This window comes from Sphaerospermopsis sp. LEGE 08334, from assembly GCF_015207205.1.
Lineage (GTDB): Bacteria > Cyanobacteriota > Cyanobacteriia > Cyanobacteriales > Nostocaceae > Sphaerospermopsis.
Map to the genome: position 1 here is coordinate 85,032 of NZ_JADEXH010000014.1, position 24,976 is coordinate 110,007.

Genomic DNA, 24,976 nt, shown 5'->3' on the forward strand with positions numbered 1-24,976 from the left:
TCTACAAATCATAAATTACAGCAGTTTTCATGTAGTTGTACCACATCCTTCTTATTATTTTCCTTTCTTCCTTTGCGTCTTTGCGTGAGATTAAAAAATGTGGTTTATTTACCTGAAAATCGCTGTAATGTCAGAAGTCGGGGATCTTTGAGTTATGCTATACTATTTAAAACGTAGTCGTTATGAGTTTGTATAATAGCATGACAAATTCCCAAGTAGCAAACACAGTAGAAAACTTAGTCATTATCGGTTCTGGTCCTGCTGGATATACAGCAGCTATCTATGCAGGAAGGGCAAATTTAAAACCCGTGGTTTTTGAAGGGTTTCAAGCAGGTGGTTTACCAGGTGGCCAACTGATGACAACCACCGAAGTGGAGAACTTCCCAGGGTTTCCCCAAGGTATCACCGGACCAGACTTGATGGATAATATGAAAGCACAAGCAGAACGGTGGGGAGCAGAATTATATACTGAAGATGTGATATCAGTAGATTTAAGTCAACGTCCTTTTACTATCCGTTCCCAAGAAAGGGAAATAAAAGCCCATAGTGTAATTATCGCCACCGGTGCAACTGCAAAACGCTTAGGTTTACCCAGCGAAAAACAATTTTGGAGTCAGGGAATTTCCGCTTGTGCCATTTGTGATGGTGCAACTCCTCTATTTCGTAATACGGAGTTAGGGATTATTGGTGCGGGAGACTCAGCAGCAGAAGAAGCTATTTATTTAACTAAATATGCTTCTTTGGTGCATTTGTTAGTGCGTTCTGATAAAATGCGGGCTTCTAAAGCTATGCAAGACAGAGTTTTGAGTAACCCGAAAATTAAAATACATTGGCACACCGAAGCAGTAGATGTAATTGGTGAAGAAAGTATGAATGGTGTGCAAGTGCGTAATAATCAAACCGGGGAAGAAAGCACTATTCCCGCTAAAGGTTTATTTTACGCCATTGGTCACAAGCCCAATACAGAGTTATTTCAGGGACAATTAGAACTGGATGAGGTGGGGTACATTACCACTAAACATGGTGGTGTAGAAACCAGCGTAGATGGCGTATTTGCAGCCGGTGACGTGCAAGACCATGAATTTAAACAAGCTATTACAGCAGCGGGTACTGGTTGTATGGCGGCCATGTTAGCGGAAAGATGGTTATCATCAAAGAATTTAATTCATGAATTTCATCAAACCCAAACTGAGGGAACAACACCCCACCCAGAAACCGAGAAAGCAGAAACAGCTACTGAATTTAATGTACAAGCAACACGGCATAATGGGGGTTATGCTTTAAGAAAATTATTCCATGAGAGCGATCGCTTGCTGTTGGTAAAATATGTTTCTCCTGGTTGTGGTCCTTGTCACACCTTGAAACCGATATTAAATAAAGTCGTGGATGAATTTGATGGTAAAATTCACTTTGTGGAAATCGACATTGACCAAGATCGAGATATTGCTGAAAATGCTGGCATAGTTGGTACACCGACGGTACAGATATTTAAGAATAAAGAATTAGTGAAGGAATTGAAAGGTGTAAAACAGAAAAGTGAATATCGACAGTTGATTGAAAGTAATTTGTAGTGACTGGGGACTGGTTTCAACTTATTAACCGAAAAATGTCTTATTTTTTGGCTTCCACACCCGCCCAGAAATGATAGCGCAGCGTGGCGTTAGCCATATTTCCGGGCTAATAGTCAAAGTTTACTAAAGTAAACTATAGATTTATGGGTGTTTTTAGTCATCTTTAGATGACTTATACTATGAGACTGGGAATTCATTCCCAGTCGGGTGATCGGTTTTATGTTAAGTTGACACCAATGGTGACAGGTGACAGTGAAAAGAATAGAGAATAGATTATTTTCCTTTTGCCTTCTGTTCCCTGTTCCCTGCCTGAACAGATATAATAACTATTCAAAACAAATAATCTAAATTATGATTCAAGTTTTACCTCAAACTAAATTAGTTACTTTTGCAGAGTTTATAAAGTGGTATCCAGATACAGGAGTTCGCTATGAATTACATGATGGAGTAATTGTAGAAATGACACCACCCGTAGGAGAACATGAAGAAATTATTGGTTTTTTAGCTGCACAAATCACATTAGAATTTAGTCGTCTAAAACTGCCTTATTTCATTCCCAAAACCGCTTTTATCAAACCACCTGAAAAAGAATCAGCATACTTACCAGATATACTATTATTAAATCGTCCTAATTTAGTTAATGAACCTTTATGGAAAAAATCATCTACAATTAGTGAATCAGCTTCAATTCCTTTAGTCGTTGAAGTTGTCAGTACAAACTGGCGTGATGATTACCATAAAAAACTTGCTGACTATGAGGAAATGGGTATTGTTGAATATTGGATTGTTGATTATGCTGCTTTAGGTGGTAGAGTGTTTATTGGCAATCCTAAACAACCAACTATTTCAATTTATCAACTGATAGAAGGAGAATATCAAGTTAGTCAATTTACAGGTAATGATTTAATAGTATCACCCACTTTCCCAGAGTTAAATTTAACTGCTAATCAAATTTTTCAAGCAAGTTTATAGAGGATAGATTATAATTTTAATGTAAATATTCAGCCGTCATCAGGAGTCAAAACCATGCAAGAACAAATAACCGACTATCAACAAGAACTAACCGAACGTATTTCCACATTGGTAGATAAATTATTTCAAGGAAGTAGTTTCTACAAAGTCAAATTAGACCAATATGAAATGACTGAAATGCTGATAGAATTATTTGGCAGATTGTCACCAGAGGAAATGAGAGCAATTAAAGAACATGATTTAAGTAGAAGAATTGGTAAAATCCTAACTCTAGAAGCGGTTTCTGGCACATTAAACGACTTATCACCCGAAGAAATAGCGATTTTTGATGCAGCAGTAGAAGGAAAATAACACTGTGAATTACTTACTTGATTCAAATATCGTTAGTTATGCGTTAAAGAAAAATACAACTATAAATAATAAACTGAGAGAGTTAAGTTTTCTTGGTTCAGAAATATTTATTAGTTGTATTACCTACTATGAAATTAAAAGAGGACTAATATCTTTAAACGCTACTAGGCAATTAGTAGATTTTCATGGTTTTTGTAATGATTATCCTGTGTTATTTTTAGATGATTTAGAAATCATTGAAAAATCCTGTGAAATTCACGCTAAGTTAAAAAATCAAGGTACACCTATTCAAGATGCAGATGTTTTAATAGCAGCAACAGCAATTATCTTAGATTTAATTCTTGTTTCTAATGATTCCGATTTATCCAGAGTTGAAGGACTTAAATTGGAAAATTGGTTATTGTAATACAGCAGGAGTCAGGAGTCAGGAGTCAGGAGTAAAACTAGCTTAGTGTATAGGTTTTAATTTTGATTCTGTACCTCATTGATATGCAATCTGCTGTATATAGGAAAATCCCAAATCTAAAATCTAAAATCTAAAATCTAAAATCTAAAATCGGATGACTATTACAAAAAGCCGCATACCCAGATTTTTAAACTTTGCTAAATCTAACCTATCTCAAAAATTTATGTTGATAGGTTTAGCTATTACCCTATCATTCATATTTTTAGCCTTTTTTGCCCCAGTGTTTCAACAGTGGGGATGGTTACAAAACCCCAAAGAATTTTTAAGTAACCCTATTCATGAAGCACCTTCTTTAAAACATTGGTTTGGTACAAGTCGCTTGGGTTATGATGTTTTTTCCCGGACAATTTTTGGCGCACAAGCAGCTTTACAAGTAGTGATTTTAGCCACAGCATTAAGTATGATAGTGGGTGTACCTTTGGGGATGGTAAGTGGTTATTTAGGAGGAAAATTAGATAAAACTTTGCTATTTCTCATGGATAGCATTTACACTTTACCAGGATTACTGCTATCTGTAACATTAGCTTTTGTGGTAGGGAGAGGAATTTTTAATGCAGCGATCGCCATTAGTATAGCTTACATCCCCCAATATTATCGCGTTGTCCGTAATCACACCGTCAGCGTTAAAACCGAAGTATACATCGAAGCAGCGCAAGCAATGGGCGCTTCTACCTGGATTGTATTATCAAGATATCTATTTTTCAATGTTATTCAAAGTGTCCCCGTCCTCTTTACCCTCAACGCCGCAGATGCCATATTAGTATTAGGTGGTTTAGGCTTTTTGGGTTTAGGACTACCCGAAGATGTCCCAGAATGGGGTTATGATTTAAAACAAGCTCTGGAAGCACTACCTACAGGTATTTGGTGGACCACTCTTTTTCCCGGTTTAGCAATGACAATTATGGTAGTAGGGTTATCCCTACTTGGTGAAGGGTTGAATGAATTTGTCAATCCTCGTTTGAGAAGAGAAAATAGATGATTGGTAATTGGTAATTGGTAATTGGTGATTGGGAATAGGTAATACAGCATTTTCCGGTGTAATGAGGTACACTTTGGGCGGGCAAGACTTGTACTGAGCGGTTAGTGAGCGCAGTCGAACTATGTCGAAGTATGCCCACCCCACAAGAATTTCATGATTATGATTTGTACCTCATAAAAACGAAATCTGCTGTATATATTCTTTATCCTGACTCCTGACTCCTGATAACTAACAAACTGAGAGACTACTGTGAACGATAAATTTACTTTAATTGCAGCTGCTACTGGTGGGTTAATGCTTTCTGTTGCTCTATCTGGTATATTAAAAGGCGCACCCGTGATAACTTCGGAAAAATCTCATATTAAGTCTTACACTGTTGCTAATGTGCAAGTTTTTACTAAAAAAAATTAATTCCTAATCCATACTAACCATCGTTCCTGTACAACTTGCTCCAGTAGCAGTTAAGCTAGGAGCAGTAATGGGATTATTAGCCAATGTTCCTGCTGTTTGACAAGCAACACCTAAAGTCAGTCCACTTAAAAGAACCGTTACACCACCATTAAAACCTTTCAGCGCAGCAGCATCATTAGCTATAGCTGTAATTGTAGTAGTATTAATATCTGCTACAACGGTATAATTATAATTCTCTGTCACCACAGGTATACCCAGTTGTAAAGTCTCTATATCACTAGCAAAAGCAGGATTTTCCATTCTATAAGCTTGTTGCGCTCTATTAAATGCACCAACATAAGTTTTAGCTTCTGATTGTTGGGCTTTTGCAGCTTGACTCAGGAAGGAAGGAAGAGCGATCGCTGATAGAATACCAATGAGAATAAATACAATTAACAATTCAATAATCGTAAAACCTGCATGATCTTGTTTTTTGATCAGTAGATGCTGCATCAACTTAGCTTTTATGGTTAGTTTCATAGTGGTTTCTTTGGAGATGAGAGAATTTTTGTTACCTCTATAAATAAATTACCCAATTTCAATAAGTTTTATTTCTCTGCGAAATCTGCGCCTCTGCGGTTCGTTATTATCCCTTAATTCCTGTGTAATAGATAGGGGTTTAGATAATATTTTACACCCAATTTCAAAACTCAGATCCCCAACTTCTTAGAGAGGTCGGGGATCTATCCCGCCGTGATTGGGTAGAATCAACTAATCACTAATAACTAATAACTAATGACTAATGACTAATGTAATTGGTATTGATTTAGGTGGAACAGCGATTAAACTGGGAAGATTTACAGAGGATGGAAACTGTTTACAATCATTAACTGTGGATACTCCCCAACCGGCAACACCAGAAGCTGTATTATTAAAGATGGTAGATGCGATCGCCCAAATTGATCCGAATAATCAAAGTATAGCGATCGGTGTGGGAACTCCCGGACCTGCTGATGCTGCTGGCAGAGTTGCCAAAGTTGCCATTAATCTGGTAGGATGGCATGATGTACCCTTAGCAGATTGGTTAGAAGCAAAAACTGGAAAACCTACCATCCTCGCTAATGACGCTAACTGTGCAGGTTTAGGAGAAGCTTGGTTAGGTGCTGGACGTAATTTTCAACATTTAATTTTACTAACTTTGGGAACTGGGGTTGGTGGTGCGATTATTCTTGATGGTAAATTATTTGTCGGACCTCAAGGTGCAGGTGCAGAATTAGGTTTAATTACTTTAAACCCCGATGGTCCAATGTGTAATAGTGGTAATCAAGGTTCTTTAGAACAATATGCTTCAATTTCAGCTATTCGTCGTCGCACAGGAAAAGAACCCGTAGAATTAGGTAAATTAGCGGAAAATGCCGATATTGAAGCCTTGACATTTTGGCAAGAATATGGTAAATATTTGGGAATTGGCTTAACAAGTTTAATATATGTACTCACACCCCAAGCGGTAATTATTGGTGGTGGTGTAAGTGCGAGTTTTCAGTATTTCTTACCAGCAATGCAAGCAGAAATAGAAAAGCGAGTTTTACCAACATCCCGTATAGGTTTACAAATTTTACCAGCAGAACTAGGTAATTCAGCGGGAATGGTAGGTGCTGCTAAATTAGCGTGGGGACTGGTGACTGGTGACAGTAAGAAGGTGACAGGTGACAGGTGACAGGTGACAGTAAGAAGGGAATAGGGAACAGGGAATAGAAAATTATTTGTTCATCCTCCTGCCTTCTGCCCCCTGCCTCCTGCCTCCAAATTAAGAAACTTGGACTGGTTTAGATGTATTCTTACTGTGATGAGTACGGGAAATAGCAGCTTCCATGAAACCTTTAAATAAAGGATGGGGTGTACTCGGACGAGATTGAAATTCTGGGTGAAACTGACAAGCTATAAAAAATGGATGTTTGGGATATTCAACTATTTCTACTAACCTTCCATCAGGAGAAGTACCACTGACAACGTAACCCGACTCTAATAAAGCGTTGCGGTACAAGTTGTTAAACTCATAACGATGTCGGTGACGTTCATAAATGACTTCTTCTTGATATAAATCAAATGCTAGTGTATCAGGTTGCACCCGACAAGGATACAAACCTAAGCGCATTGTTCCACCTAAGTCTACTACGTCTTGTTGTTCAGGTAAAAGATTAATAATGGGATTTGTGGTATATGGGTCAAATTCGGCGCTGTTAGCATCAGCTAAACCTTCAACATTTCTCGCCCATTCAATCACAGAACATTGCATTCCTAAGCATAAACCTAAAAAGGGTATTTGGCGATCGCGTGCAAATTTAATCGCGGCAATTTTGCCATCTATCCCCCGACTACCAAAACCACCAGGAACAAGAATACCATCCACACCTGCAAGATAATTTTCCGCTGATTCAGTTTCTAGGGTTTCTGAATTTACCCATCTTATCCGCAAATCACCGTAAGTAGAAATCGCCGCATGACGTAAGGATTCAACTACAGAAAGATAAGCATCACTTAAACGCACATATTTACCAACAATGGCAATTTCTACGCTATATTTAGGACTATACATTCTTTCTACCATTGTTTCCCACTGACTCAAATCAGGCTGGCGTTGTTCCATTTGCAACAAGTCTAAAGTTTGCTGCGCCAGTCCTTCCTTTTCTAAAATCAGAGGTACTTCATAAATGCTACTAGCATCTTGACAGGTAATCACACATTCTACCGGTACATCACAAAATTCCGATAATTTTTGTTTTAAACCCACACCAATGGGGCGATCGCAACGACAAACTAAAATATCTGGTTGAATACCAATGGATCTCAATTCTTTAACAGAATGTTGAGTAGGTTTAGTTTTCATCTCCCCTGCTGAAGCAATCCAAGGGAGAAGGGTAACGTGCATATACAAAACATTCTGTCGTCCGACTTCTTTACGTAACTGACGGATCGCTTCTAAAAATGGCAGTGATTCAATATCACCCACAGTACCACCAATTTCCGTAATTACTGCCGCCGGATTTGTTTCCTTAGCAACTCTTAAAATGCGGTCTTTAATTTCATTGGTAATATGGGGAATTACTTGTACAGTCCCACCATTATATTCTCCCCGGCGTTCTTTATTAATTACTGATTGATAAATCAACCCAGTAGTAACACTGTTTAACCGGGACATAGAAGTATCCGTAAAACGTTCATAATGTCCCAAATCCAAATCTGTTTCTGCACCATCTTGGGTAACAAAAACTTCCCCATGTTGAAAGGGACTCATTGTACCAGGATCAACATTAATATAAGGATCAAGTTTGAGAATGGATACTGAATAATCCCGTGATTTAAGCAACCTCCCCAAACTTGCTGCTACAATGCCTTTACCAATACTGGAAACAACGCCTCCAGTTACAAAGATAAACTTAGTCATAGTATTTTCAATTTCTAGCAACTTCTAAAAATACATTCTGTTTCTTGAAGGATAAAACGTGCGCCCAAACACTAGATATGAAGTAAAGATTCAGCTAATGCTTAAAGGTAAGCTACCCCGTCAGCTTTTAGCAGTCAGGTTTTAACGGTTACGCCAAAAATCACTATTCGATTATCTACGATTGATCAAATATTCTGACTCCTGGGGCAACCACGGGGGGATTGCCCCTACTGACTCCTGACTCCTGACTTCCTGCTTTTTATGCTTCATTCTTTATCCTTGATTATTCATTGTCTCACAGTCATTATCGTAAAATCTTCTGTTTTTTGCCGTGAAAAAACTCTTAGGATTAGTAGTATTTAACTGTCTGCTTACCTCCTCCGTTGCTTTTGCACAAACATCGCTCCTAGTAGTTTTTCCCCCAACAAACTACCAAACCAGTAAAGAAAAAATATTTTTTATCGGTACTGCACCACCAGTTGGAGAAGTTCTCATCAATGGTAGACTAATTAACCGCAGCAAGGCTGGTCATTTTTCTCCCAGTTTCCCTTTACAGTTAGGGGAGAATGTATTTAAAGTACGTTACCAAAATCAGGAACGAGAGATTAAAGTAACAAGGCTTTCTACTCAACCAGAATTACCACAAGGTTTAGGCTTTGCTAAAGATTCTTTGACTCCTACTGCTGATATTACTAGACTACCGGGAGAATTGATTTGTTTTGGTGCTGTTGCACCTCCTCAAGCTAGTGTCTTTGTGAAGCTGGCCGAACAAACCATTCCCTTATTACCACAACCACCACAGGCGCAATTACCTGCTAATTCAGGTGTACTAACGGGAAGAAATCAACCCACAACTTCTAGTCCTAACAAATATCAAGGTTGTACAACAGTGGCCAATGCTGCTGATTTAGGAAAACCTCAATATAGTTTGACATTGAATGGTCAGACTATCACTGAAACTGGTAAGGGCAAAATTGAAATTCTTGCACCTGCACAGTTGCCAGTTGTGGAAGTGTCAGCAACATCAGGTGTTGCTCGCACAGGTCCTAGTACAGATTATTCTCGACTGACACCACTACCACAGGGAACAAAAGCAACAGTTACCGGTAGAGAAGGTGATTGGCTACGCTTAGATTATGGGGCTTGGATCAATAGTAAAGAAACTAGAATTATACCAGGTGCAGTACCACCACAGACTGTAATTCGTAGTGTGGGATATCGTCGCTTGTCTGATAGAACAGAAATCAGGTTTCCTTTACAAATGCCCATACCTGTAAGTGTGGAACAGAGCGATGGGCAAAGCCCCGCCTTCGGCGATCGCACTTTTAGTCTCACCCTTTACAATACTACTGCTCAAACAGACACCATTCGCCTGGATGATGACCCCTTGATTTATCGCCTAGATTGGCAACAGGTGAGTCCTGGTCAAGTGAAATATACCTTTAACCTCAAAAACTTCCAACAGTGGGGATATAAGCTGAAATACGACAACACAACGCTGGTTTTGACCTTGCGCCATGCACCTAAGATTCACAACAGAAAACGCCTACCTTTATCTGGTATTAAGATATTACTTGATCCTGGTCACGGTGGTAAAGAGTCTGGTGCAATTGGTCCGACTGGGTATCCAGAAAAAGATGCCAACTTGGTAATTTCCAAGTTACTGCGGGATGAGTTGGTAAAACGGGGTGCAAAGGTGGTGATGACAAGGGAAGATGATCGGGATGTGTCTTTAGTGGAACGTCAGCAGATGATTGAAAAAGAAGAACCTGCGATCGCCCTTTCTATCCATTACAATGCTTTACCTGATGATGGCGATGCCGAAAAAACTAGAGGTTTTGGGACTTTTTGGTATCATCCACAAGCACACAGTTTAGCAATATTTTTGCAAAATCACGTGGTAAAAACATTGAGGAAACCTTATTATGGCGTGTTTTGGAATAATTTAGCCCTGACTCGTCCTGCTGCTGCTCCTTCAGTATTATTAGAATTAGGTTTTATGATCAACCCCCAGGAGTTTGAAGAGATAGTCAACCCCCAAGAACAAAGGAAAATGGCGCGGACTTTAGCTGATGGGGTGACAGAGTGGTTTAAAAGTCGGAAATAAAGCAAAACAGAACGTAAGTAGGAGTAATTCATGAATTACCCCTACGTAATAATTAGGTTTTTAGTCCTATATTGTGTAAGTCATAGTAAATAATGAAACTACCAATACAAGAGAGTTTTACTCCTGACTTCTGACTCCTGACTCCTGCTATATAGGAATTTTCACAGTAAAAGTTGTTCCTACACCCACTTTACTGTCTACAAAAATTTCTCCTTGATGTCGATCTACACATTTTTTCACAATTGGTAATCCTAACCCAGTACCAACAATACCTTCAACATTTTCCGAGCGATAATAAGGCTCATAAAGCCTCACCTGTTCCTCTGGAGAAATACCGATTCCTTCATCTATCACTTGAAAAATAGTAGCATCCTGTTGAGCATTTAAAAACAAGTAAATTTTACCCCCTGGTGATGAATATTTGATAGCATTTAACAGTAAATTACTCAAAATAGAATATAGTAACTTTTCATCTAGATTAGCCCGAAAAGATTGACCATGTTTGATAAACTTAATAGTATGAGTTGTGCGACTAAACATTTGCACATCTTCCAGCAAATTTAAACAAAAGTTTTCCACATTAATTAATTGAGGTTTATAATCTAGTTCACCTGCTTCGGCTCTAGTTAAAGTTAATATATCTGTTAAAAGGTGATTCATTAACTTAGCTGAAGACTGAATGCGATAAAGGTTTTTCAATTCCTTTTCATCTACTAATTCTATCAAAATTTCCCTTAATAACTGACAAGATAGCAAAATTACACTTAAAGGAGTACGAAATTCATGGGAAATCATAGAAAATAACTGAACCTTGAGTTCCCCAATCTTTTTTTCTTGAGCTAAGGAAGCTTCTAAAGATTTAATATGTTCTCGTTTCACCGATTGACTCTCGATAATAAAACATAAAATGCAAATTACTAACAAACTTAAAATAGTTCCTATTATTTCTATGATGATTCGTAAGTGAATACCATTTTCTGACTGCTGGAGATAAGTTTTCAAGTAACTTTGTTCTTCCCCTTGAATTTCTAAAATTATCATTATAATTTGCTCTCTGAGATTAACACTAAGTTCAGTAATTTTATTTTGCCGTTGCCATGCGGTTTCATCTTGTTGATAAAGTTTTATAGATTCTTCTAACAAAGCTAATCTTTGATTAACCAATGATTTTAAATGGTTTAACCTCTGTCTTTGATTGATATTTTCATGTATTTGAATATCTAATAAATTGAGGTGATTTTTAATATTATTGATAGCAGTTTGATAACGCTCTAAATCTTGTTTACTACCCAAAAATATATACCCCCGTCGTGCTGATTCAGCCACAGTCATTGCTGCATAAAAATCTGTCAAAGTATTGAGTGTTTGAGAAGTATGTTGAACTTGAGCAACATTTTCCTTAATTTCGGTAGTGTTGTTTAATGCAGCGAAAGTAACCAAAAGCATCAGAGATATAGCCAAAGAAACTCCCGCAGAAATCCAATTTACTGAAAAATGCAATTTCATAAATTACCTTTTTATTCAGATAGTCAATTTAAGTTAATATTTCCCTCATTACTTCATGACTTGCTGTGGAATAAGGAATAAATTATGCGAATTTTAATAGTTGAGGACGATATTCAACTGGCAGAAGCACTAATAGAAGCTTTAAGCAGACGAAAGTATATAGTTGATGTTGCTCAAGACGGAGAAGCAGCTTGGCACGCAGCAGAGTCAATGAAGTATGATTTAGTGGTGCTGGATGTCACTTTACCAAAGTTAGATGGCATCAGATTTTGTCACCGCTTACGCACCACTAGCACCAACAGTCCGGCACATCGTAATTCAGCAGCACCCGTATTAATGCTAACCGCCCGTGATACCGTAGCCGATAAGGTTGCTGGTTTAGATGCCGGCGCAGATGACTATGTAGCAAAGCCCTTTGACTTAGAAGAATTAATGGCTCGGATACGTGCTTTACTCAGACGTGGTAGTGCTGCCAGTACAGTCAGTTTATCTTGGGGAAAGTTAACTTTAAATCCCAGCACTTACGAGACTACCTATGATGGTCATCTTATGTCCTTGACTCCTAAAGAGTATGGAATTTTAGAACTGCTGGTTGCTAATGGTAGAAGGGTATTGAGTCGTTCTAGCATCATTGAGCAGGTTTGGTCTGTTGATGACTCTCCAGTGGAGGAAACAGTAAGGTCACATATCAAAAGTATTCGACAGAAATTAAGAGCTTTAGGTGCGCCGGAAACTTTGATTGAAACTGTTCATGGTTTGGGATATCGTCTCAACTGATACAATTGATACAAAATTATAGGGAATTTGTTGTTAATCTGTTCAATGTAGAGGCGATTGATAAACTGTCTCTACCAGATTTTTATATCTCACAGGCTTCATTTATTAAATGCATTGTTAGAAAAGAATAAACTCACCATCATCATACAACTTTCTAGAAAAGTTTATCTGCACAAATTCTGCACAAATCTTGCACGATAATTGCATATATAGGTTATATCCTGAGAGAGTAAAAATTTTTTTTCTCAGGAAAGATTAGACTAATGAATTAGCATTTGAGTGATGATTGATTACTAAGAACAACAACAAAAACGCCTTTCCTCTATCTTCAAATCATGTATTAATCAAATTACTAGTTATCTGGGGTGCGTGAACTAAATCACATTATTTTCATCAAAGGAATAAAAAATGTTAACGAACATTATAGACGATGGTCGTGGCAGTGGTAGGTTTACTCTAGGTGGTTTACCTTTTTGTGTGCCTGTGTAAAATTGGCATAGCAAACAACCCCCAAGCTAAACCAGTAATTAAACCAAAAGGAGTAACAATATAATTGTTAAAATCCCACAAACCGAAAATTTGCGCTGCTAATTCCAAAGGATAAGCCATCATTAACACACTAGCAAAAGCAGCACCGATCCAACCATAGTGATGTAACCAAAAACTGCCTTTTCCTTTAGTCATAGCACACAAAATTCTAGTAATTAACAATCCTGTAACAGTGCCATAACACCGCATACAAACCGCCATAATATGAGGTGGTGCTAACTCCAAACCCATAGTAGGTTGAGGACAGACATGATTACCCATAAAATAAATAATATTCCCAATATTAGGCAGTACCAAAAAACCAGAAGCGGCTAAAAAGGGAGCAATAGGGGGACCAAAAACCATTCCTACTAACAGGAAGTCAGCAAAAAAACTCACCCAATTAATTTTTTCAAATTCAACCTTTTCTAATAAAATAGCCCGTTGCATTTCTCTCTGTGTCCTCTGTGACTCTGTGGTTTGTTTCTTTAATTATACAGTGTAAATATTCAGCAGTCAGCTTTCAGCCATCAGCTTTCAAGACTCAGGTACAAAGAATAAGAACAAATGAGAAAAATTAAACTTTCCTCCTTCAATTAATCCTACTTGATCTTTGATTTTGCCGTTATAGACTGATAGCTGATTACTAATTAGAACTCATCATCAGGATTTATACCCAACTCTCGCAATTTTGCAGCTAACTTTGCAGCTTTAATTTCTGCTTGTTCTGCTCTTTGTTGTTGTTGTTCAGTCCTTGATTTTTCTAACTGTGCTTGTTCATGACCTACTAATAATAAGTTACCTTCATTATCCCACCAACGTAACCAAAGTTGATCGGCATTATTTAAGTAACTTCCTTGCCATAAACCTAATTCTACACCTAATGGCAGAATTGGATAGTGTCCGCGTTTGTTAGGCTGCATTTTTTGGTAAGAAAAATCTACCAAATGATAAACTTCTAAATTGCCACTATTAACTTCATAAATAGCATAATAGGGAGCGCGGATAATGCGTTCATAAACCCAAAATTTCCCAGGTTTTTCACCTGGTTGTAAAACCGCTAAAGGTGTTTTATCTCGTTCTTCATCACCATTACCACTAGCTAATTCTATGACAATTAAAGGGGGAATATATTCACGCCATAGAACATAAGAACGGCGAATTTTACCATCTAGTCTAGGGGGAACATCAGGGACATAAAACCAATCTGGTGCTACTGTACCTTTTTCTGGTGGTTCTGTTTCTCGCCAATAAATCCCGCAATCTTGACCTATACAAAATTGTCCATCGGGATGTTTTTTTTCTAAAGTTTGAATTATTGAATCTGTGATGATTATGCTTTGGGGATGTTCTTGAAAGTTTTTCACGAAAGTACCGTCAGACTCCGGTAGTTGAGTATGATCAGGAAACTGCGGTGGTATAGCAATATCAGCCAGGGTTTCACTCATACTATTTAAAGGATTGCAGTTATTAATTTAAGATTATATCGCATGATAGTAAATAAAATTGTCAGAATCAGGATGTCCAGGATTTAAGGATTTACAGGATGTTATTTGTAAATAGCCTAGAGATTTTTCATTAAAGCCACTAAAATTTTCATTAAAATTTCTAAATCAGTGGGTACACGATAAAGGTTTAAATCTTGAGTGATTTCTTTTGATTCACGATGCAAAATCACAAATTGCCAAATATTACCAATAGAAACTCAATTATTGGTTTTTTTTCATAGTTATTTTTTTCAGCTTCCATGTTTTCACAAGCTAATTTTGAGTTAATTATGTTTTTTCTTAGTTTTGTTTATATTATAACTCTCTGCGTTCTCTGCGCCTCTGCGTGAAAAAACAAAGACACAAAAACGCACAGAAAAAACCTTTGCGTCTTTGCGCCTTTGCGTGAGAAAATTCTTAACCTACATTAGCAACATAAGGACTCGTCAACTTATCCAACTGTTGAATTAACAAACTCAGAAACAAACCCACATCCGTAACCACACCTACAGACTCAATTGAACCGCGATCGCTCAATTTTGTCACCACCGCAGGGTTAATATCCACACATACCATCTTCACCCCTGCTGGTGTCATATTTCCTACACCAATAGAATGCAGCATAGAAGACAGCATCAAAATCATTTCCGCACCTTGAATGATTTGAGCATATTCTTGCTGTGCTAAAATCAAGTTCATTTGCGTATCTGGTAAAGGTCCATCATCCCGAATTGAACCAGCTAAAACAAAAGGAACGTCATTTTTCACACATTCATACATCACACCGCTAGTAATTACCCCAGCATCTACCGCTTTAGTGATGCTACCAAAACGGCGAATGGTGTTAATTACCTTTAAATGATGTCGATGTCCACCACGTACCGCTACACCGCGTTTCATATCCACACCGAGAGATGTTCCCATCATATTTTGCTCGATGTCATGAACTGCGATCGCATTTCCACCTAAAAGTCCTTGAACATAACCTTCACGAATCAATCTAGAAAGGTGTTCACCGCCGCCTGTATGAATTACCACTGGTCCAGCAGTGACAACTACTTTACCGCCAGCATCCCGAATTTTACGTAATTCCCAAGCCACCTGTTCCACAACTAATTCTACCCGTCTTTCGCTGGAAACACCGGAAGACATAAAGCTAAATTCCTGGGCGTTGCGTTGTTCGCGGGATTCGGTTTTGCGGATAGTGCGGATACCTTGAACGTCAACTACTACCTGTTCACCAATTTCTAGATCACGCAAAATTTTACATCTAGCAACTAACCCATTGGCTGTACTAGAAATAGCGATCGCCCCATCCATGCGTTGATTTTCTACTTTCAGCCATTCTCCATTTACTCGCACTTCAGTAGGATAAATTGTACTGACATAGAAATCATCAGGAGCAACACCCGCTTGTAAAACAAGTTCGAGTTTTGCATCTCTTTCATCTTGGGGTAAGTCAACCGCACCCAAATCAATCAACTGGGATATAATCTCTTCCATCACCTCGTGAGATGGTGCAGAAACCCTGACTTCTGCTGCTGAAGTGCTTTGACGTTGTTCACCCAAGTTGAACTTGAGAACTTGGAAACTCCCCCCCATGTCTACGATCAAATCTAAAGCGCGGTTAATTAAACCCGCATCTAATAAATGACCTTCTAAACGAATTATCCGACTTTCGACTTGAGTTGTAGCGTGTACCTCTTCCCGTACAGGTTCAGTCACTCGTAAAGTTAAGCATTTAGCCGCACCACCAGCTTTCAAAAACTCAGTTAAAGGTGTTTCAATTACCTGAAAACCAACTTCCGCTAACCGTGATTTTAAACTATCACTGGCTTTGTTCATAATCACGATGCTTTCGATGTTCACTGCATTACAAGCAAAGTTAACCGCATCAGCTTCTGCAATAGCAATACGTTTTTCTGGCGCAACGCGCATTTCTATCACCCGGTTAGAGTAGGAGTCAAACGCACCGGGGTAATACAGCAAATACCCATTAGCTAGGGGACAGAAACAGGTATCAAGATGATAAAATCTTTCATCCATCAACCGCAGAGAAATCACCTCAATATCTAGCCATTTAGCTAAGTATGGGTGAGAATCTAACTCAGAACGGAAACCATACCCCGCCCATAACCAGCGCCCTTCCCTGTCTAAAAGCGCGTCACCAGCACCTTCAAAGGGTAAGTCTTTAGGAAGTGTGTAAACCTTAAAACCATTATTTTCAAACCACTGTTGAAAATACGGTTCTTCTCCTTGGCGTTCCTTATGTAAAAAACGGCTGAGAACCACATTTTCACCAAGAACTAAACCAGCATTGGCACTGAATACCATATCTGGCCAACCTTTTTGGGGTGTCACTAAATCGACAATGGCGTGATTTTTGATAACATTGTATAATTTATTCCACTGTTCTACAGCGCGATCGCGTGATGATTTGTGAATATTCCCTTCCATCCACGGGTTAATCACATAGTCTACATCGTAGTGGTCGGGAGCGCACATTAAAAACCGAATTTGGGAAACCATAAAAAATTTTACTTTGCTTTTCAGTAATCTCTTCTGGATACAGAGTTTTGGTGTTCTAAGTCTGTCAAATCTGCTACTTAATAGCTACCTTTTGCTCTTGGTAGACTATACCAGGATATCGTTCCTATTCTATTACTGCTATAGGGAAAAGGAGGGGGAGGAGGGAAAATGTGTTATGTGGGATGTAAACTGCTGGCTTTTACATTCTCAACTAACTCATAGTGAGTTAATTTTTATAAAAATTTGTATTAAAAAAATAATTTATTTTATGTATAAACACTGTTTACAAAAATTTACACCAAAGGTTAGGAAAAGCTTCTGAAAGTCAAATTCAATCAGTTTTAGCTGAACGTGAAGTTGTAGAACCAGAAGAAGAATTAAGTGATGAAATTATCGCTTCTCTTCAACAAAAAATAAATAACGCAATGAACAAATAACACAATAAACACTAAAAACAAAGAATTTTATATAAGCGTTACCGGATTAGGCGTTAATGTAATCAGCTTGAACTGATAAAGTTACTTAGACTTTAATTGTTCACATAACGATATGTAACAGTTTTGGTCACTTCTTCCCCGAAAGTGAATTTCCGTGCCATGATGGGAGGTGAGAAGTAATTCGGCGACGGCGTTTGTTTTTAACATTGATAGGTTTTTTCCTTTTGGTACTTACAGACTTTTCTCCGAAACCTAAATCTCTACACTCTTATGATTTTGGAGAAAATCTATGTCAATTTATGTAGGCAACCTCTCTTATGAAGTTACCCAAGATACTCTAACTGCGGTTTTTGCAGAATATGGTTCTGTAAAGCGCGTTCAACTACCTACAGATCGTGAAACAGGAAGACTGCGCGGTTTTGGGTTTGTGGAAATGAGTACAGATGAAGAAGAAACATCTGCTATTGATGCCCTTGATGGTGCTGAGTGGATGGGAAGAGATTTAAAAGTTAACAAAGCTAAACCCAAAGAAGATAGAGGTGGTGGTAATCGCAACAGTGGTGGTTATAATCGCAATCGCTACTAAGTTATAAAATCAAGCATTTTTGCTAATGCAATAGTTTTAGCAAATTAATTGAATTAATTAAAGGCTCAGGTATGACAAAATAGTAATACTTGAGCCTTTTTCATGGATAATTTCAGATTAGGGCTGTTCAGAAATCTGCACAATTAATTTACCCATTTTCTCACTATTAAAAAGTTTGAGAATAGCTGTAGGTGCATTTTCCAAACCCTGGACAATTTCTTGCTGATATTTAAGTTTTCCCTGTTGTATCCATTGTCCCATCTCCCTAAAAGCAAGATCCCATTGACTCACATAATCAGTGACAATGAAACCTTTTATTAACACCCGCTTCATTAAAATCTGACTGAAATTATAAGGTCCGGGTACAGGTTTTTCAGCATTATAAGTAGAAATCAAACCACATAGAGAAATGCGGGCATTTAAATTCACTTGTGTTAAAACAGCGTCGAGAATTTCCCCACCCACATTTTCAAAATATATATCAATTCCATTGGGACAAGATGCAGCTAAAGCGGGACTTAAATCTGCGGTTTTATAATTTATTGCAGCATCAAAACCCAGTTCTTCTAATAAATAGCGACATTTTTCATCGGAACTAGTGATCCCCACTACACGACAACCTTTAATTTTCCCTATTTGTCCGACTAATGAACCTACAGCACCAGAGGCCGCTGAGACTACCAAAGTTTCTCCTGGTTGAGGTTTTCCTATATCTAAAAGTCCAAAATAAGCGGTGCAACCAATAAAGCTAAGAACTGCCATAAAAGCAGTGAGGGGAACTGTTAAGGGTTGGGGAATTTTGGTGATGTAAGGAAGATTTCCAGTAGTAATTAAAGCGTAATCTTGCCATCCTAACAGTCCAGAAACGAGATCCCCCCGTTGAAAGTTGGGATTTTTAGATTCTTCCACTATACCAAGAACTAAACCACGCATGACTTCCCCAATTTCCACAGGTGGCATATACTGGGGGCGATCGCTCATCCAAATGCGATGGGTAGGATCTAAGGAAAGATAGATATTGCGGATCAGTATTTCGCCATCTTTTGCTGTGGGAATGGGTTCTTCTCGATACTCAAAGTCACTTACTTTGATGTCACCCACAGGACGAGATGCTAAACGCCATTGACGATTTATAGATGATTTCATAAATTTGAGTTTTTTTCAGAATTTTGGCAGATTGGCAAGAACTTTTATTAAAACTTAGCATAATTATCAGGCAGTAGGTAAGGGCAAAATTAGTCACAAAATGTTAATTTATAAAATTATAACTAAGTTAAACTGCTCTACATCTACCAATGCCTTATCTTACTACTGCTGCGGAAATCCGTTCTCAAATTGCTCAATATACCAAAGCTAAAACTCTTTGGATAGATACAGAAGTTGCTGATTATAAAAGTCGTAATCCTCGATTATCCCTGATTCAAATATTGGATCATCCTCAAGATATGACTGGTGACAGTGTTTATATTTTGGATGTTTTAAATAAGTCTGATGTGATTGCTGCTTTTATTGAGCAAATCATGATTAATGAATCTATCGAAAAGGTTTTTCACAATGCAAGTTATGATTTGAAACTTTTAGGCAATAAAAAAGCCAAAAATATCACTTGCACTTTAGAAATGGCTAAGTCCATACCATATCATATTCTACCATTGCCTAATTATCAACTGAAAACTCTAGCTAATGTGTTGTGTAATTTTTATGGTATTGATAAACAAGAACAAGGTAGCGATTGGGGTATAAGACCTTTAAGCGATGAGCAATTAGAATATGCTTATTTTGATTGTATTTATCTGGCTCAAGTACATTCAAAATTATTAGCTTTACAGTCTCAAGTTACTACAAATCCAGAAACGGAAGATTTATCTTTACTTTCTCAAAGATATACAGAAGTGGAACAGCAAAAAAAACTGATTAATTCTGAATTTGATTATTTACAAGAAAGATTAAAAAAAGCGATGCAAATTCAAAATGTATCGGAAACTGAATATTATCAACTCAGTGGTTATGAACGTAAATCTGTTAAGGTGAAATTTACGGAGTTGGTGAGATTAGTAGAAAATGAAGATATTGATTTGGATTTTCCCATTACTTTAACTGAGAAATTACAAAAAGAATTAGGCAGAAATTTAGAACAATTAGATGTAGATATTGAAAAAACTTCTGTTTGGCGGTTAATTACTAAATCTCAGGAAGAAGATGTTAAAAATGATTAATGGAATGCAAAAGCCAGAATTTATTATATTTTGAACTCACAGAACCCTGACTTATTTAATAAGTCGGGGTTTTGATTATTTATATTTACGTAAATGTATCTTAATCAACATTTTATAAAAGCTGAAATGGAATTATTTATACATTAAATTTTCCAATTACTGGTTAAATTTTGAAAAAGTAATTCATGGAATCTATTAGTTTCTTTTAGTTTCTATTAGATTTTGGTAACAATTTTTTCCGGGTATGCAAGTGATTGATAAGAACTTATGAAATGGCAGTTATTGACATATAATAGACAAGTGCTAGGTAGAATATTAAAAATAACAGTGATTACTGTTTTCAGTGGAATTTTATGCGTTTCTTGCAATCAAAATCAGGATGTTTTAGTAACAGAAATAGGGGTTAGTCCTCCGAACCGACTGACACCTAGAACATCCAAAGCAGGAGAGTTTTATATTCAGGGACAAAATCAGCACGCTAAAGGTAATTCTGAAGCGGCTATTGCTGCTTATAGTCGTTCAATTAGTCTTAATTCTCAATATGCACCTGCGTTTAAAAGTCGGGGTTTAGCATATTTTGATATTGGTAATAAAGAAGGTGCGATCGCTGATTATAATCAAGCTTTGCGTCTCAATCCCAATGATGCAGAAACTTATAATAATCGTGGTAATACTTTTGCATCTTTGGGAGATCAACAAGCAGCTATTTCTGATTATAATGAAGCGATTCGTTTAGCTCCAAATTATGCCGAAGCTTTTAATAATCGAGGAAATGCCCGTGCTGCTCAAGGTGATAGAAATGGGGCGATAGAAGATTATACTGAAGCAATTAGAATAGATGAAAATTATTCTGTTGCCTATAATAACCGGGGAAATGCTTACGCTGCCGTGGGAGATCCACAAAAAGCGATCGCAGATTACAATCAAGCCATTCGTTTAAATCCTAATTTTGGTCCTGGGTTTAATAACCGAGGAAATGCTTTTGCTGCTGCTGGAGATAAACGCAGTGCATTACAAGATTTACAACGGGCAGCAGCTATTTTTGATCGAGAAGGTAACAAAGAATTGTATCAACAAGTAATGAAAAATATTGAAGATTTGGGAAGGTAAAAAGAATAGGAGTCAGGAGTTAGGAGAAAGATAAATATTCCCAGTTACCAATCACCAGTCCCAAATCCCCAGTCACCTATTCTTCAAAACTGGGAGAACGTAAATCTTCCACTAAAGCTTGAATATCTTCAGGAGGTGGAGGAGTAAAACGGGAAACTATCAAGGTGACAATAAAATTAATGACCATGCCTAAAGTACCAATACCTTCAGCAGAAACTCCAAAAAACCAAGGTGTCATTCCCGCAAATTTCACCCCAATGATATAGATGATCGTGAAAATTAAACCTGCCAACATTCCCGCGATCGCACCTTGAGAATTTGTGCGTTTATCGAAAATTCCTAACACTATCACCGGAAAGAAACTAGCAGCAGCTAAACCAAACGCAAAAGCTACCACCTGAGACACAAAACCGGGAGGGTTAACACCAAAATATCCTGCTAAAATTAAGGAAAAACCAACAACAACTCGCCCCACAAACACCCGTTTTTCTTCTGAAGCTGTTTCATCAAAAATACGATAATAAAGATCATGAGCGACAGAACTGGAAATCACCAATAATAAACCGGAAGCTGTTGATAATGCAGCAGCTAAACCACCCGCAGCTACTAAAGCTATAACCCAAGCTGGAAGTTTAGCAACTTCAGGAGTTGAAAGGACAATAATATCATTGTCAATGGTAATTTCATTAGTTGCTTTATTCGGTGTTAACTGCAATTTTCCATCTTTATTTTTATCTTCAAAAGTCAAAAGCTTGGTTTTTTCCCATTTATTTGCCCAGTCTAATTGTCTGACTTCTTCAATCGTATTATTATGCAAAGATTGAATTAAATTGTAACGGGAAAACATTGATAAAGCGGGGGCAGTGGTGTAAAGAATGGCTATAAATAATAATGCCCAACCTGCGGAAAATCTCGCTGCCCGCACATTAGGAACAGTGTAAAATCGGACGATAATATGAGGTAAACCAGCAGTTCCCACCATCAAAGCAATAGTGATGAATAGGACATCTAACATAGTTTTATTAGCAAAAGGTTGGGTATATTCTTTAAACCCTAAATCCACCTGAAGTTGATTTAAATTATTAGCAACATCACTAAAGGTAAATGCTAATTGGGGAAAAGGATTTCCTGTGAGTTTAAATGCAATCGCAATGGCAGGAATTAAATAAGCTAAAATCAAAATGCAATATTGGGCAACTTGTGTCCAAGTAATACCTTTCATTCCTCCCAAAACTGCAAAAAAACCAACGATCACAATACCGATCATGACACCAGTATTGATATCAACTTGTAAAAAGCGGCTAAATACAATTCCTACCCCGCGCATTTGTCCAGCAACATAGGTTAAAGAAACAAAAATTGCCGCGACAACTGCAACTAAACGAGCGAGATTTGATTTATAGCGATCGCCCACAAAATCTGGTACTGTATATTTACCAAACTTGCGTAAATAAGGGGCTAATAATAAAGCTAATAAAACATAGCCACCAGTCCAACCCATTAAATAAATTGAACCATCATAACCCAAAGTAGAAATTAATCCAGCCATCGAAATAAACGAAGCCGCAGACATCCAATCTGCTGCGGTTGCTGCACCATTAGCAATAGAAGGAATACCCTGTCCAGCTACAAAAAAATCCTTTATTCCTATAGTAAAATACAATAATTTCTAAATTTTTATTTCATCTCGTAAGTTTTATGATATGAGACAAAACCAGAGGTGTAAAAATGCACATTTCACGGTTTAAAGTTATGAGCAGTATTACTTTATAGATAACTTTTTCAGCAAACCCTAATTATTTAATTTACAGTGGAGTTAAGCGGAATCGAACCGCTGACCTCTTCAATGCCATTGAAGCTTAAAGACAGGTCAGCTTGTCCTATTCCGCTTTTACCACTTGTAAATTAAATTTTGTTTTTAAGTTTGGTAGAAATTTGGTAGAAACAAAAACTCTCAAAACACCTGATTTAATAGGATTTTGAGAGTAATGAAGGCAGATATTAGCAAGTTAGAACGCAAACTAGCACAAGCTAACGCAAGTGTCAAACCGTTAAAAATAGAAGTTGAAAAAGGACGGTTACGTATCCGAGTTAGACGCAAGGATATTAACTTTACTAAGTACACTTTTGACTACTCTGATAGCGGTATAAATGCAACTGTAAGCATCTGTCAAGAAATTTTAGTTGACTATTACCGTGGCAACTTTGATAGCACACTTGTTAAGTATGGGCTTGTTAAGCCAGATACACCTAAGCTAACTGAAATAATTAGTTTACCGACTGGTGATAACAGTGAACCGAACTTACTTGAGATTTGGGAGGATTATAAGGCGTTAAAATCTAACGAAACATCAGCAATAAGCAAAGAAAATAAATGGAGAATAATTGATAATTGCTTATCACAATGTTCATCTAACTGTTTATTGCTTAGTAACGCTGATAAATTACTAGAATCATTACGCACTAAATATGCTGATACTACTATTAAAATGTGTTTTGATTTGTTGTCATCAGCAGTTAATTTAGCTATCAAACTAGGGAAGATCAAAAGAGTAAATCCATTTGTACCATTAGTTAGTTTGCTGAAATTACCAAAGAAAAAAATTATCAAATCATACTCTAAAGCAGAAATTAAAATAATAATTGATGCTTTTAAAAGTTGTAGATTTGATAGCGATAAATCAGCATATCCTAGCAGTTTCTATGCTCCAATTATCGAGTTTAGATTTTTAACTGGATGTAGACCTAGTGAGGCAATAGCGTTAACTTGGGATGATATTAAAGACAATGGCGATAAAATGCAAATTGTCTTTAATAAACGTATATCAGCTAGGAATAAAAAAAATAAAATACCCGAACATGGCACTAAAAATGGTATTGAAGCTCGAATTTTCCCTTGTAATAAACAACTAACCGAGTTCATTAGGAGTTTACCTACAATTCCTAATGAAAATAATTTAGTGTTTCCTAGCTACAATGGCGATATTTTCCATATAGATAACTTTTCTAAGCGGATATGGAAAAAATATGTAGAAACATTAGTTGAGTTAGGTGAAGTTAAGGAATATCTACCATTTTACGATCAGCGCCATACTTTTATTACTCATGTTGTTAGAAATGGTATTGATTTAGCTACAACCGCAGGTGTTAGTGGTAATAATCCAAAAACAATTATTAACAATTACCTAGCAACCAATAATGACATAGAGTTACCTGAAATTTAACCACAAACCTTACTGTATTTAGAAACCAAATAACTAACCTACCTACTCATTATTTGGGTAGGTTTTTTATTGCCTATCAGCTATACTAAACACAATACCCTGGATGCACCTATTACAATCCTTAGCAAAGTTGCGAGTACCGAGCTAGGGATTTTTTTTTAGCTATTTAACATACCACAAATAACCCACAATACTCTCTTGCTTAGGAAGGGATTGTATACCACACACTCACTAAGTCAAGCCTTCACTACGTCTCATTCTTCGGGCTTGACTAAGTTCGTTAGTGTGGTCTAAA

22 protein-coding genes are annotated in these 24,976 nt (G+C 37.3%); 13 read left to right on the plus strand and 9 right to left on the minus strand.

Annotated features, from left to right (window positions below):
• The first annotated feature begins 182 nt into the window (after nt 1-182).
• From trxB to IQ237_RS10285, 6 genes are all read left to right on the plus strand, one after another.
• The gene (gene trxB, locus IQ237_RS10260; protein ID WP_375539904.1) at nt 183-1,571 is read left to right on the plus strand and encodes a thioredoxin-disulfide reductase; all 1,389 of its coding nucleotides are present in this window, start codon (nt 183-185) and stop codon (nt 1,569-1,571) included.
• 351 nt (nt 1,572-1,922) lie between these two features.
• Nucleotides 1,923-2,543 (plus strand): Uma2 family endonuclease, encoded by a 621-nt coding sequence (locus tag IQ237_RS10265; protein WP_194054719.1) that lies wholly within the window; start codon nt 1,923-1,925, stop codon nt 2,541-2,543.
• Nucleotides 2,544-2,597: 54 nt separating this feature from the next.
• Entirely contained in the window at nt 2,598-2,894 is a 297-nt protein-coding gene (locus tag IQ237_RS10270; RefSeq protein ID WP_194054720.1) for a hypothetical protein, read from the plus strand.
• Between the two features lie 4 nt (nt 2,895-2,898).
• The gene (locus IQ237_RS10275) at nt 2,899-3,300 is read left to right on the plus strand and encodes a type II toxin-antitoxin system VapC family toxin (protein ID WP_194054721.1); all 402 of its coding nucleotides are present in this window, start codon (nt 2,899-2,901) and stop codon (nt 3,298-3,300) included.
• A gap of 154 nt (nt 3,301-3,454) precedes the next feature.
• Nucleotides 3,455-4,339 carry an ABC transporter permease gene (locus IQ237_RS10280; RefSeq protein WP_194054722.1) on the plus strand — a complete coding sequence of 295 codons (885 nt, stop codon included), beginning with the start codon at nt 3,455-3,457 and terminating at the stop codon, nt 4,337-4,339.
• Nucleotides 4,340-4,588: 249 nt separating this feature from the next.
• Nucleotides 4,589-4,750, plus strand: a complete 162-nt coding sequence (locus IQ237_RS10285) for a hypothetical protein (RefSeq protein WP_194054724.1) — start codon at nt 4,589-4,591, stop codon at nt 4,748-4,750.
• A gap of 3 nt (nt 4,751-4,753) precedes the next feature.
• Here IQ237_RS10285 and IQ237_RS10290 read toward each other — a convergent pair whose 3' ends face one another.
• Nucleotides 4,754-5,269 (minus strand): type IV pilin-like G/H family protein, encoded by a 516-nt coding sequence (locus IQ237_RS10290; RefSeq protein WP_194054726.1) that lies wholly within the window; start codon nt 5,267-5,269, stop codon nt 4,754-4,756.
• 262 nt (nt 5,270-5,531) lie between these two features.
• On the opposite strand from IQ237_RS10290, the gene IQ237_RS10295 reads away from it, so the two are divergent.
• The gene (locus tag IQ237_RS10295; RefSeq protein WP_194054728.1) at nt 5,532-6,446 is read left to right on the plus strand and encodes an ROK family protein; all 915 of its coding nucleotides are present in this window, start codon (nt 5,532-5,534) and stop codon (nt 6,444-6,446) included.
• A 90-nt stretch (nt 6,447-6,536) separates the two neighbouring features.
• Here IQ237_RS10295 and IQ237_RS10300 read toward each other — a convergent pair whose 3' ends face one another.
• Nucleotides 6,537-8,174, minus strand: coding sequence for a CTP synthase (locus IQ237_RS10300; RefSeq protein WP_194054730.1), 1,638 nt, complete (start codon nt 8,172-8,174; stop codon nt 6,537-6,539).
• 331 nt (nt 8,175-8,505) lie between these two features.
• On the opposite strand from IQ237_RS10300, the gene IQ237_RS10305 reads away from it, so the two are divergent.
• Nucleotides 8,506-10,281, plus strand: a complete 1,776-nt coding sequence (locus IQ237_RS10305; protein ID WP_194054732.1) for an N-acetylmuramoyl-L-alanine amidase — start codon at nt 8,506-8,508, stop codon at nt 10,279-10,281.
• A 147-nt stretch (nt 10,282-10,428) separates the two neighbouring features.
• Here the strand turns inward: IQ237_RS10305 and IQ237_RS10310 are convergent, their stop codons facing one another.
• Nucleotides 10,429-11,787: an ATP-binding protein gene (locus IQ237_RS10310; protein ID WP_194054734.1), complete on the minus strand. Its 1,359-nt coding sequence runs from the start codon at nt 11,785-11,787 to the stop codon at nt 10,429-10,431.
• Between the two features lie 84 nt (nt 11,788-11,871).
• On the opposite strand from IQ237_RS10310, the gene IQ237_RS10315 reads away from it, so the two are divergent.
• Nucleotides 11,872-12,564, plus strand: a complete 693-nt coding sequence (locus IQ237_RS10315; protein WP_194054736.1) for a response regulator transcription factor — start codon at nt 11,872-11,874, stop codon at nt 12,562-12,564.
• Nucleotides 12,565-13,029: 465 nt separating this feature from the next.
• Here IQ237_RS10315 and IQ237_RS10320 read toward each other — a convergent pair whose 3' ends face one another.
• The 4 genes from IQ237_RS10320 to IQ237_RS26665 form a co-directional block, all read right to left on the minus strand.
• On the minus strand, nt 13,030-13,542 hold the full coding sequence (locus IQ237_RS10320) for a DUF2085 domain-containing protein (RefSeq protein WP_194054737.1): 513 nt from the start codon (nt 13,540-13,542) through the stop codon (nt 13,030-13,032).
• 200 nt (nt 13,543-13,742) lie between these two features.
• Complete coding sequence (locus tag IQ237_RS10325; RefSeq protein WP_194054739.1) at nt 13,743-14,540, minus strand: Uma2 family endonuclease; 798 nt, start codon at nt 14,538-14,540, stop codon at nt 13,743-13,745.
• 456 nt (nt 14,541-14,996) lie between these two features.
• Complete coding sequence (locus IQ237_RS10330; RefSeq protein WP_194054741.1) at nt 14,997-17,108, minus strand: TIGR00300 family protein; 2,112 nt, start codon at nt 17,106-17,108, stop codon at nt 14,997-14,999.
• A 518-nt stretch (nt 17,109-17,626) separates the two neighbouring features.
• Nucleotides 17,627-17,752, minus strand: a complete 126-nt coding sequence (locus IQ237_RS26665) for a hypothetical protein (RefSeq protein ID WP_255512646.1) — start codon at nt 17,750-17,752, stop codon at nt 17,627-17,629.
• Nucleotides 17,753-17,834: 82 nt separating this feature from the next.
• Here IQ237_RS26665 and IQ237_RS10335 point away from each other — a divergent pair, with 82 nt between their 5' ends.
• Nucleotides 17,835-18,131, plus strand: coding sequence for an RNA-binding protein (locus IQ237_RS10335; protein WP_194054743.1), 297 nt, complete (start codon nt 17,835-17,837; stop codon nt 18,129-18,131).
• A gap of 117 nt (nt 18,132-18,248) precedes the next feature.
• Here the strand turns inward: IQ237_RS10335 and IQ237_RS10340 are convergent, their stop codons facing one another.
• Complete coding sequence (locus IQ237_RS10340; protein WP_194054745.1) at nt 18,249-19,277, minus strand: NADP-dependent oxidoreductase; 1,029 nt, start codon at nt 19,275-19,277, stop codon at nt 18,249-18,251.
• A 149-nt stretch (nt 19,278-19,426) separates the two neighbouring features.
• Between IQ237_RS10340 and IQ237_RS10345 the strand changes: the two genes are divergently transcribed.
• Together IQ237_RS10345 and IQ237_RS10350 are read left to right on the plus strand one after the other, a co-directional pair.
• Nucleotides 19,427-20,347 carry a ribonuclease D gene (locus IQ237_RS10345; protein WP_194054747.1) on the plus strand — a complete coding sequence of 307 codons (921 nt, stop codon included), beginning with the start codon at nt 19,427-19,429 and terminating at the stop codon, nt 20,345-20,347.
• Between the two features lie 267 nt (nt 20,348-20,614).
• Entirely contained in the window at nt 20,615-21,457 is an 843-nt protein-coding gene (locus tag IQ237_RS10350; protein ID WP_194054749.1) for a tetratricopeptide repeat protein, read from the plus strand.
• 76 nt (nt 21,458-21,533) lie between these two features.
• On the opposite strand, the gene IQ237_RS10355 is transcribed toward IQ237_RS10350, so the two are convergent.
• Entirely contained in the window at nt 21,534-23,120 is a 1,587-nt protein-coding gene (locus IQ237_RS10355) for a sodium:solute symporter family protein (RefSeq protein ID WP_228019986.1), read from the minus strand.
• 325 nt (nt 23,121-23,445) lie between these two features.
• On the opposite strand from IQ237_RS10355, the gene IQ237_RS10360 reads away from it, so the two are divergent.
• Entirely contained in the window at nt 23,446-24,681 is a 1,236-nt protein-coding gene (locus IQ237_RS10360; protein ID WP_194054751.1) for a tyrosine-type recombinase/integrase, read from the plus strand.
• The last annotated feature ends 295 nt before the right edge of the window (nt 24,682-24,976 follow it).